The organism is Cupriavidus sp. IDO (assembly GCF_000812465.1).
GTDB lineage: Bacteria > Pseudomonadota > Gammaproteobacteria > Burkholderiales > Burkholderiaceae > Cupriavidus.
In genome coordinates this window covers 1-11,026 of record NZ_JWMA01000156.1, presented here as the reverse complement: position 1 = coordinate 11,026, position 11,026 = coordinate 1, and the positions used below count along the sequence as shown (strand labels likewise).

The following is an 11,026-nucleotide window of genomic DNA, read 5'->3' as shown; positions in this document are numbered from 1 at the left end:
GGCCCCGGCCGGGCCCCCCCGACGAACCGGCCGGCAGCGCGCTGCCGCTGCCATCCGATTCCCAGAGTTCCAAGAATTCCTTCTTCCACAATGGCGACTTCGTCCGACTTCCCCGCTGTGCGGCCTCCCAGCCGGACTGGCGACATCCTGTTCGGCGGCTTGACTCGCGGCGCCGCCATCGTGACGCTGCTCCTGCTGGGCGGCATTATCGTCTCGCTGGCGATCAGTGCGTGGCCGTCGATCCAGACGTTCGGCGCGCGCTTCCTGTGGACGGCCGAGTGGGATCCTCCCGCCGATGTCTACGGCGCCCTCGTGCCGATCTACGGCACCATCGTGACTTCGCTGATCGCACTCATCATCGCAGTGCCGGTCAGCTTTGGCATCGCCCTGTTCCTGACCGAGCTGTCGCCCGCCTGGCTGCGCCGTCCACTCGGCACCGCCATCGAATTGCTGGCCGCAGTGCCGTCGATCGTCTACGGCATGTGGGGCCTGCTAGTGTTTGCGCCGATCTTCGGCGAGTACTTCCAGAAGCCGCTGGCGGCCACGGTCGGCCAGCTGCCGGTAGTTGGCAAGCTGTTCCAGGGCGCGCCGCTTGGCATCGGCCTGCTGTGCGCCGGCGTGATCCTTGCCATCATGATCATCCCCTACATCGCGTCCGTGATGCGCGATGTGTTCGAAGTCACCCCGGTGCTGCTGAAAGAGTCCGCCTACGGCGTGGGCTGCACCACCTGGGAGGTGATGTGGAACGTAGTGCTGCCCTATACGCGTGCCGGCGTCATCGGCGGCGTCATGCTCGGCCTTGGCCGCGCGCTGGGCGAAACCATGGCGGTCACCTTCGTGATCGGCAATACCAACCTGATTGACAGTCCCTCGCTGTTCTCGCCGGGCAACAGCATTACTTCGGCCCTGGCCAACGAGTTTGCTGAAGCCGGAGCCGGCCTGCATACCGCGGCGCTGATGGAGCTGGGCCTGATCCTGTTCTTTATTACCTTCGTGGTGCTGGCGCTGTCCAAGCTCCTGCTGCTGCGTCTGGCCAAGAACGAGGGTACAAAATGAACCAGACTAGCCACGCTGTGTCTTCCGCGACATCGATTCCGGCAGTGCGCCCGGATGCGGACGCGGTTCGCGCCCGCCTGCAGGGCCGCCGCCGCCGCATGAATGTCTACGCGCTGAGCGCCTCGCTGGCAGCCATGGCCTTCGGCCTGTTCTGGCTGGCCTGGATCCTGCTGACGACGATCACGCTGGGCGTGGGCGGCCTGTCGCTCGACCTGTTCACGCAGATGACGCCGGCGCCGAACACCGCCGGCGGCGGTCTGGCCAATGCCATCTTCGGCAGCTTTGTGATGGTGGGCATGGCCACCTTGTTCGGCACGCCGCTGGGCATCCTGGCGGGCATCTACCTGGCCGAGTACGGCAAGACTTCGCCGCTGGCCAGCCTGATCCGCTTTATCAACGACATCCTGCTGTCGGCGCCGTCGATCGTGATCGGCCTGTTCGTCTACGCGCTGGTGGTGACCCGCATGGGGCATTTCTCCGGCTGGGCCGGGATTTGCGCGCTGGCGCTGCTTCAGATTCCGATCGTGGTCCGCACCACCGAGAACATGCTGAACCTGGTGCCCAATGCCCTGCGCGAAGCGGCCTTCGCCCTGGGTACTCCCAAGTGGAAGATGGTGCTGTCGATCACGGTCAAGTCGTCGTACGCGGGCATTGTCACCGGCGTGCTGCTGGCGGTGGCCCGGATCGCCGGCGAAACCGCGCCGCTGCTGTTCACCGCGCTGTCCAACCAGTTCTGGACCAGCGACCTGAACAAGCCGATGGCCAATCTGCCGGTGACGATTTTCCGCTTCGCCATGAGCCCGTTCACGGAATGGCAGCAACTGGCCTGGGCGGGTGTGTTCCTGATTACGATCGGTGTGCTGGCGCTCAATATCCTGGCGCGCATGCTGTTCAAGAAATGATTGCCGCGCAGTTCAACGAATTGCCCGGCCCCCAAACTCCAAGCGAGAAACGAGCATGACTTCGACCGTCATCGACATTCCCGACTCTGTGCGCGCCAAGATCGACGTGCGCAACCTGAACTTCTTCTACGGCCAGTTCCACGCCCTGAAGAACATCAACATGTCGATCCCGGACCGCAAGGTGACCGCTTTCATCGGCCCGTCCGGCTGCGGCAAGTCCACGCTGCTGCGTACCTTCAACAAGATGTACGCCCTCTACCCGGAGCAACGCGCCGAGGGCGAGATCAACATGGACGGCGACAACCTGCTGACCGCCAAGCAGGACATCGCACTGCTGCGCGCCAAGGTCGGCATGGTGTTCCAGAAGCCGACGCCGTTCCCGATGTCGATCTACGACAACATCGCTTTTGGCGTGCGCCTGTTCGAAAAGCTCTCGCGCTCGGAAATGGACGACCGCGTGGAGTGGGCGCTGTCGAAGGCCGCGCTGTGGACCGAGGCCAAGGACAAGCTGCACCAGTCTGGCTACGGCCTGTCCGGCGGCCAGCAGCAGCGCCTGTGCATCGCGCGCGGCATTGCGATTCGCCCGGAAGTGCTGCTGCTCGATGAGCCTTGCTCGGCACTCGACCCGATTTCCACCGGCCGCATCGAAGAGCTGATTGCCGAACTGAAGGACGAGTACACCGTGGTGATCGTGACCCACAACATGCAGCAGGCCGCCCGCTGCTCGGACTACACGGCGTATATGTACCTGGGCGAGCTGATCGAGTTCGGCGAGACCGAGAAGATCTTCATCAAGCCGCACCGCAAGGAAACGGAAGACTACATCACCGGCCGGTTTGGCTGATTTCGGCTGATTGCCCAACGAACGCGTAGCATACAAACAGCGGCCAGGAGAACACCATGCCTGACAAGCACCTTTCGACTCAATTCGATGCCGACCTCAACGCCATCAACACCAAGCTGCTGCAGATGGGCGGCCTGGTGGAGTCGCAGATCGAGCTCGCCATGCGGGCCCTGGCGGATTTCGACGCCGAACTGGCCGACCAGGTCATCACGCGCGAGCAGCAGCTCAACGCGATGGAAGTCGAGATCGATGCCGACTGCGGCAACATCATCGCGCGCCGCCAGCCGACCGCGCGCGACCTGCGCCTGGTGATGGCGATCTCCAAGACCATCACCAACCTGGAGCGTGCGGGGGACGAGGCCGAGAAGATCGCCAAGCGGACCAAGCACATCATGGAAGACTCGGCCGCGCACAATATCAACTATGCCGAGGTCAAGCTGTCCGGCGAGATGGCCATCACCCTGCTGCGCCAGGCGCTGGACGCCTTCGCCCGGCTGGACACGGTTGCCGCCGCGCGCATCGTCAAGGACGACAAGGCCATCGACGAGGAATTCCGGGGCTTCGTGCGCAAGCTGATCACCTACATGATGGAAGATCCGCGTACGATCTCGGTGGCGCTGGATTTCCTCTTCATCGCCAAGGCGGTCGAGCGGATCGGCGACCACGCCAAGAATATCGCGGAGTTCATCATCTACATCGTAAAGGGCACAGATGTCCGCCATGTTTCCCGCGAGGACATGGAGCGCGAAGCGCTGAGCTGATCAGCGCCATCTGCGGAGAACTTATACATGCCAAGCAGTATTCTCGTTGTCGAAGACGAACCGGCGATCGCCGAACTGATCGCCGTGAACCTGCAGCACGCGGGGCACTATCCGATCCGGGCCTATAACGCCGAGCAGGCGCTTTCGCTGATGAGCGATGTACTGCCCGACCTGGTGCTGCTCGACTGGATGCTTCCGGGCAAGTCAGGCGCGACCTTCGCCAAGGAGCTGCGCGCCAACGACCGCACCAAGCAGATTCCCATCATCATGCTCACCGCGCGCAGCGAGGAGCAGGACAAGGTGATGGGCCTGGAAGCTGGTGCGGACGACTACGTCACCAAGCCGTTCTCGCCAAAGGAGCTGCTGGCCCGCATCAAGGCCGTGCTGCGCCGCCGCGCGCCACAGCTGACCGACGACGTGGTCGCCATCAACGGCCTGCGGCTGGATCCCGCCACGCACCGCGTGACCGGCCAGGACGAGGCCGGCCCGATCAAGCTTGACCTGGGGCCGACCGAGTTCCGCTTGCTGCACTTCCTGATGACGCATCCGGAGCGCGTGCATAGCCGTTCCCAATTGCTCGATCAGGTCTGGGGTGACCATGTCTTCGTCGAGGAGCGCACGGTGGACGTGCACATCAAGCGCCTGCGCGCCGCGCTGACGCCGGGCGGCTACAGCAACATGATCGAGACCGTCCGCGGCAGCGGCTACAGGCTGGCGCGGACACCGAGCCACTGATGCCGGGCTGCGGCGGAATGCACTGTGCCCCGCCGCGGCATCCTTCCTGAAGTCAGCATCCGACAGGGCGCCACGCTTTCTTCGCGAATTTCGTGGCACACTCCGTTGCAATATCAGCGGCCGCGGCCGCACGCCTGAGTTAATTCCCTGCGCATGAATGTCATCTGGGCCCGTTCCGCGGCCATCCTCATCAGCCTGGTGGTGGCCTCGGCGGGAATCTACTTCCTGGCCGGGCCAGTGCCCGCGCTGGCACTGATGTGCGTCTCGCTGCTGGGACTGCTCGCCTATTACCTCTATCAGATCGACCGCCTGTGGAAGGTGCTGGACGCACCGGCCTACGGCGAGATCCCCAGTGCGCTGGGCCTGTGGGGCGAGGTGTATTACCGGCTGCACCGCCTGGTCAAGCGCTGGCGCACGCAGGTCCTGCAGGTCGAGCAGCAGCATACGCGCTTCATCCAGGCCATCCAGGCCTCGCCTAACGGCGTGCTGATGCTGGATGACGCCGACCAGATCGAATGGTGCAACGACGTCGCCGAGCAGCATTTCGGCCTGAGCGCACGCCGCGATGTGCGCCAGCGCATCACCCATCTGATCCGCCGCCCCGAGTTCGTCCACTACCTGACGCGCCAGCGCTTTGACGATCCGCTGCTGATGCGCGACATGGGCGAGCACAAGCACAGCGTGATCGCGGTGCAGATCCTGCCGTACGGCGACAACCGCAAGCTGGTCATCACGCAGGACATCACCAAGCTCGAGAACACCGAGGCGATGCGGCGCGACTTTGTCGCCAACGTGTCACACGAACTGAAGACGCCGCTGACCGTGCTGACCGGATTCCTGGAAACCGTGCGCGATTTGCCGGTATCGGAGGAAGACCGCAAGCGCTATCTCGACATGATGCTGGTGCAGTCCATGCGCATGCAAAGCATCGTCGAAGACCTGCTCGCGCTGGCCAAGCTGGAGAGCGACGCGCAGCCGCCAGGACAGGAACTGGTTTACGTGCCCGCACTGATGGCCCACCTCGTGCATGACGCCGAGGCGCTGTCGCAGGAGCGCCATCATATTGCGACGGAAGTCGATCCCTCGGTGGGCTTGCGCGGATCCGAGAGCGAACTGCTGTCGGCGCTGGGCAACCTGGTGTCAAACGCCGTGCGCTATACGCCGGCAGGCGGGCGGATCACGATCCGGCTGTCATGGGAGGATGGGCACGCGGTGTTTGCGGTGGCCGATACCGGCCTGGGCATTGCTGCCGAACATATCCCGCGGCTGACGGAGCGGTTCTATCGCGTGGACCGCAGCCGTTCGCGCGATACTGGCGGCACGGGGCTCGGGCTGGCCATCGTCAAGCACGTGCTGTCGCGCCACCACGCCGACCTGCGCGTCACCAGCGAAGTTGGCCGCGGCAGCGTCTTTCGCATCATCTTCCCGCTCGATCGCAGCGTTCGCCAGCCGGTGGAAGCCGCCATGGGCGGTACGGCCATGCCGCTGCCGCTCGATCCTTCCAAGCGCGCTGCCTGATACGCCGGATATCGGGTACCAGCCGGCCCGGGCAGGCCGGCCTTCCTCATCAGTTGCTGCCGAACATCGTCAGCAGGTCGTTCTGGCTGACGTGCGGATGCTTGGCGCGGGTCTGCTTGCGCTCGTAGTTGCCGTCGGGCTGCATGATCCAGGCCGAGGCGTTGTCGCGCAGGTGCACCTGCAGGCTTTCCTTGATGACCCGCGCCTTCAGCGCCTTGTCCAGTACGGGGAAGGCAACTTCGACGCGGCGGAACAGGTTGCGGTCCATCCAGTCGGCGCTCGAGAGATAGAGCACGTCGTCCCCACCTGCGCGGAAATAGTAGACCCGGTGATGCTCCAGGAAGCGGCCGATGATCGAGCGCACCGAAATGTTCTCCGACATCCCCGGCACGCCCGGCATCAGCGCGCAGACACCGCGCACGATGAGGTCGATCTTCACGCCGGCGCGCGATGCCTTGTAGAGCTCGTCGATGATCGAGGGCTCCAGCAGGGCGTTCATCTTGGCGATGATGCGCGCCGGCTTGCCCGCGCGCGCATTGCGCGCCTCGGCACGGATGTGCTCCACCAGGTTGCTCTGCATGGTGAACGGCGACTGCCACAGATGGTTCAGCCGGATCGTGCCGGCGGTACCCGTCAGCAGCTGGAACACATGGTGCACGTCTTCGCAGATTTCTTCATTGGCGGTCAGCAGCCCGAAGTCCGTGTATAGACGTGCTGTGCGCGGATGGTAATTGCCGGTGCCGAGATGCGCATAGCGGCGCAGCTTGACCTGCCTGGCCTTGGCGCCGGCAGGCTCGCGCCGGACGATCAGCAGCATCTTGGCATGGCACTTGTGGCCGACCACGCCATAGATGACATGGGCGCCGGCCGATTCCAGCCGCTCCGCCCAGTTGATATTGGTCTCTTCGTCAAAGCGCGCCAGCAGTTCCACCACCACGGTGACTTCCTTGCCATTGCGCGCGGCGGTCATCAGCGCCTCCATGACCAGCGATTCGTTGCCGGTGCGGTAGACGGTCTGCTTGATGGCCACGACGTTCGGATCGGCGGCGGCCAGCTGCAGCAAGTCCAGCACGGAGCTAAAGCTCTCGTACGGATGATGCAGCAGCACATCCTGCTGCCGGATGACATCGAACATCGGTGCGCCGCTGGCAAATACCTTGACCGGTGCCGGCACGTGCGGCGGGAATTTGAGGGCAGGGCGATCGACCAGGTCCGGGATCTGCATCAGGCGAACCAGATTGACCGGTCCCGAGACCCTGTACAGATCCTGTTCGCCGAGGCCCGATTCCAGCAGCAGGCGGCGTGCCAGGGGAGGGGGCGTATCGGCCGAGATCTCCAGCCGCACGGTGTCGCCGAAGTGCCGCGTCGGCAGCTCGCCCTGCAGCGCCTCGCGCAGGTCGGTGATCTCGTCTTCGGACACAAAGAGGTCCGAGTTGCGCGTGACGCGGAACTGGTAGCAGCCCTGGACTTCGATGGCGGGGAACAGCTCGTGCACGAACCCCTGCATGAAGGATGACAGCATGACAAAGCCAAACGGGTATCCAGACAGCTTCTCAGGCATCTTCACCACGCGCGGCAGCGCGCGCGGCGCCTGCACGATAGCCAGGTCGGCTTCACGGCCGAAGGCGTCCTTGCCGGACAGCTCGACCACGAAGTTCAGGCTCTTGTTGAGTACGCGCGGAAATGGGTGGGCAGGATCCAGTGCAATCGGCGTCAGCACCGGGCCAAGCTCGCGCTGGAAGAAGTCGCAGGCCCATTCGCGCTGGGCATCGGTCCAGGTGGTCGTCAGGTGAAAAAAGACGCCTTCTTTTTCAAGCAGTGGAAAAATCACGTTCTGCAGCATGTCATACTGCGAAGCAACAAGCTGTTGCGTCCGCTCGGTGACAAGCTGGTAGGTCTGCTGGAACGAGAGGCCGTCGGGCGTCAGCCCCGAGGCGTTGTCCCGCATTTGTTCCTTGAGGCCGGCCATGCGGATTTCAAAGAACTCGTCCAGGTTGCTGGACACGATACAGATGAATTTCAACCTTTCCAGCAGCGGGACTTTGGAGTCGGCGGCCTGTGCCAGTACGCGGGCGTTGAATTCCAGGATGCCCAGCTCGCGATTGAGCAGCGTGCTGGACGGAGTCGTCGACATGAGCATGACCTTCTTTTGGTAATGTGGCGACTTTTTCATAGATTAGTGTCACTTTTATGACACTTTGATTTTGTCATGATGCGGACATGACGAGGACATAATTTTTGAGAGGGCTGGCGACGGCTGACCGGCTGCCCCAGCCACCTGTCAAACGCGCCTAACTCCAGCGATCAAGCTCTAAGTACACGATGAATGACACACCTCGCTTGCTGGCCGCCGTCGATATGGGGTCGAACAGCTTCCGCCTGATGATCGGGCGGGTTGACGAGACCACCACCGCTAACGGACCGGCCAGCCAGATCTTCCAGGTCGACGCGCTGCGCGAGCCTGTGCGGCTTGCCGCCGGGCTGACACCCGACAAGTACCTCGATCAGCCCGCACGGCGGCGCGGCATCGACGCGCTGCGCCGCTTCGGCGACCGCCTGCGCGACTTCGCCCCCAGCCACGTGCGTGCTGTGGCGACCAATACACTGCGCGTGGCCAAGAACGCCTCGGAATTCCTGATCGAGGCCGAGAGCGCGCTGGGATTCCCCATTGAAGTCATCGCCGGACGGGAAGAGGCGCGGCTGATCTATCTGGGTGCCTCGCACGACGCGCCCGCATGCCAGGGCAACCGGCTGGTGGTCGATATCGGCGGCGGCTCCACGGAATTCATCATTGGCAGCGGCTATCAGTCCAAGCTGATGGAAAGCCTTTATATCGGCTGCGTCTCGCACAGCCGTCAGTTCTTCCCGAGCGGCAATGTCGACGAGTACGCGATGAAGCAGGCCGAGCTGGCCGCACGCCGTGAGATCCAGGTGCTGGTGCGCCAGTACCGGGCTGCGGGCTGGCAGCAGGCGGTGGGCTCGTCGGGCACGGCGCGGGCGCTTGCCGAGCTGATCGAGCTCAACGGCATGAACGAGAATCCGTCCGAGCACGGCATTACGCGAGAGGGTCTGGAGCGGCTCAAGCGCGTACTGATCAAGGCGGAGAACACCAATCGCGTCAAGCTGACCGGCCTGAAGGCGGACCGAATTCCGGTGCTGCCGGGCGGCCTGTCGATCATGCTGGGCGTCTTTGCAGAACTCGACATCGACCGGATGGACGTGACCGACGGCGCGCTGCGCCTGGGCGTGCTGTATGACCTTCTGGGCCGCAGCCACCACGAAGACATGCGCACCGTCACCGTGGATCAGTTCACGCGCCGCTACGCGGTGGACCGTGCCCAGGCCAGTCGCGTGCAGCGTGCCGCGCAGGCGTTGCTGGCGCAGTTTCCCGAGCCGGCCAATGAGCGGCGCGAAGACAACCTGGCCCTCCTGGGCTGGGCTGCGAGCCTGCATGAGATCGGCATGTCGATCTCGCACAGCGGCTATCACAAGCACTCGGCCTATATCGCCACGCACGCCGACATGCCGGGTTTTTCCAAGACCGACCAGGCGCGGCTGGCGACGCTGCTGCTCGGACATGCGGGCAAGCTTGGCAAGCTGTCGGGCAGCGGGAAGTTCCTTGACTGGCGCATGCTGTTCAGCCTGCGGCTGGCATTCGTGCTGTGCCGTCGCCGCGCCGAAGTGGCCTTGCCGGAAATTCGCGTGAGTCAGCGCTCGGATGCGCTCGACGAGGGCTTCGAGGTACGCCTGCCCAAGGCGTGGATCGACGAGAATCCGCTCGTCGAGTACAGCCTTGCGCAGGAGTCCGACGAGTGGCAGCGTATCGGCAAGCGCTACAAGGTCGTGTATGACTGACGCGTGCCCGCGTGGGCAATAAGAAAACGGCGGCCAATGCGCCGCCGTTTTGCTTCGCTCAGCGCTTCCGGCCGGTTCAGGCCGGGCGGCTCAGCCCCAGGAAGTGCCGCGCGTAGCGCGGATTCATGTCGCCCACGCGCAGCAGCGTCAGGAAGTCTGCCACGTTGAAGTCGGGGTCCCAGGCGGGCAGGCCGCAGATGCGGGCGCCAAGCCGGAGGTAGCCCTTGATCAGCGCGGGCGGCTCGACGTCGAGTTGCTGGTTCAGGTCTTCCACCGGCAGCGGCAGCCGCGGGAAGGCGTGGTACTCGATCGGCGCGAGCGAGCGCTCGGCGAAAAGGCGGTAGAGGCTGGCTGCGTAGTGGCCGCCATCGCTCATTGGCACGCTCGCGCAGCCCAGCATCGATTCGATGCCCCAGCGCTGCAGGTACTCGCCCAGTCCGCCCCACAGCGCCATGATCACGCTGCCGGAACGGTAGTCACGGTGCACGCACGAGCGGCCCAGTTCCAGCATCTTGGGGCGCAGGTGCGACAGGCGCACGAGATCGAATTCCGATTCCGCATACAGGCAGCCAATGCGCTTGGCCTGGTGCGGGGGCAGCACGCGGTAGGTGCCGACGACCTTGAGCGTGGCCATGTCGCGCACGATCAGGTGGTCGCAGTAGGCGTCGAACATGTCGACATCCAGCTCCGGCACGTTCGACGTGAGTCGTGCGCCCATTTCGTCGGCAAAAACCTTGTAGCGCAGTCGCTGCGCCTCGACTATTTCGTCCTGGTGGCGCGCCCACGCCACGCTGAGAGCAGGCGATTCATTTGCCTGTGTATCCGATGGGCGATGAAGACGCCTCCGCGCCGTCTGGCCGCCGAGGCCATTGGGCAGAGAGTCGAAGAGCGGCTGGGTAGGCGTCGGGAGGTCTCGCATCAGTGTGTCCTTTTGGTGACGAAACTGCTGCGAGCCAATGTAGTTATCGTGGGTGACAGTGCCGTGAACCGGCGATGACGCTTCCGTGACGCTGCCGGTGGCCGAGGGGGCGTCCTCCGGTTTGCTTTCAGGTGGGGGGCGGGGGACTAGGCATGCGGGCGTGCCAGGCATTCCTTGCATCTCCAAAGCAGCTGCGGTCGGCGCCAGGCGGGGCTGGCGGCTGGAATTGCCGGTCGATGCCGGCGAATCCAGCGACTGTAGTGAGTGGAGATTTTGGCAACTATCGCCGTTTTCCGATTTGTTCGGCGGCTATGTTTCCACGCGAGCCCCGGCCGCCGCCAAAAGATGGAATGAACGCGCCCCGGCCTCTCGCTAACCGTCAACGAGTAGCCAGCAGGCATGGTGGGAGAGTGAACGGGAACGGGGGGCCCCACCA

Annotated in this window: 9 protein-coding genes; 7 read left to right on the top strand and 2 right to left on the bottom strand. The window is 64.1% G+C overall.

Annotation, left to right across the window (positions count from 1 at the left end):
• Positions 1-90: 90 nt before the first annotated feature.
• The 6 genes from pstC (at position 91) to phoR (ending at position 5,816) form a co-directional block, all read left to right on the top strand.
• Positions 91-1,056 (top strand): phosphate ABC transporter permease PstC, encoded by a 966-nt coding sequence (pstC, locus tag RM96_RS29835; protein WP_039015347.1) that lies wholly within the window; start codon positions 91-93, stop codon positions 1,054-1,056.
• Positions 1,053-1,958, top strand: a complete 906-nt coding sequence (gene pstA / locus RM96_RS29830) for a phosphate ABC transporter permease PstA (protein WP_039015346.1) — start codon at positions 1,053-1,055, stop codon at positions 1,956-1,958. Before pstC ends, pstA begins: the two co-directional genes overlap by 4 nt.
• 55 nt (positions 1,959-2,013) lie before the next feature.
• On the top strand, positions 2,014-2,802 hold the full coding sequence (gene pstB / locus RM96_RS29825; RefSeq protein ID WP_039015345.1) for a phosphate ABC transporter ATP-binding protein PstB: 789 nt from the start codon (positions 2,014-2,016) through the stop codon (positions 2,800-2,802).
• Positions 2,803-2,858: 56 nt separating this feature from the next.
• On the top strand, positions 2,859-3,563 hold the full coding sequence (gene phoU / locus RM96_RS29820) for a phosphate signaling complex protein PhoU (protein ID WP_039015344.1): 705 nt from the start codon (positions 2,859-2,861) through the stop codon (positions 3,561-3,563).
• A gap of 27 nt (positions 3,564-3,590) precedes the next feature.
• Positions 3,591-4,298, top strand: a complete 708-nt coding sequence (gene phoB / locus RM96_RS29815; protein ID WP_039015343.1) for a phosphate regulon transcriptional regulator PhoB — start codon at positions 3,591-3,593, stop codon at positions 4,296-4,298.
• Positions 4,299-4,451: 153 nt separating this feature from the next.
• Positions 4,452-5,816: a phosphate regulon sensor histidine kinase PhoR gene (gene phoR, locus RM96_RS29810; protein WP_039015342.1), complete on the top strand. Its 1,365-nt coding sequence runs from the start codon at positions 4,452-4,454 to the stop codon at positions 5,814-5,816.
• Between the two features lie 49 nt (positions 5,817-5,865).
• Here phoR and ppk1 read toward each other — a convergent pair whose 3' ends face one another.
• On the bottom strand, positions 5,866-7,989 hold the full coding sequence (ppk1, locus tag RM96_RS29805) for a polyphosphate kinase 1 (protein WP_082016784.1): 2,124 nt from the start codon (positions 7,987-7,989) through the stop codon (positions 5,866-5,868).
• Between the two features lie 149 nt (positions 7,990-8,138).
• Between ppk1 and ppx the strand changes: the two genes are divergently transcribed.
• Positions 8,139-9,671, top strand: coding sequence for an exopolyphosphatase (gene ppx / locus RM96_RS29800; RefSeq protein WP_039015341.1), 1,533 nt, complete (start codon positions 8,139-8,141; stop codon positions 9,669-9,671).
• A gap of 76 nt (positions 9,672-9,747) precedes the next feature.
• Here ppx and RM96_RS29795 read toward each other — a convergent pair whose 3' ends face one another.
• Positions 9,748-10,590: a GNAT family N-acetyltransferase gene (locus tag RM96_RS29795; RefSeq protein ID WP_082016783.1), complete on the bottom strand. Its 843-nt coding sequence runs from the start codon at positions 10,588-10,590 to the stop codon at positions 9,748-9,750.
• Positions 10,591-11,026: the final 436 nt, after the last annotated feature.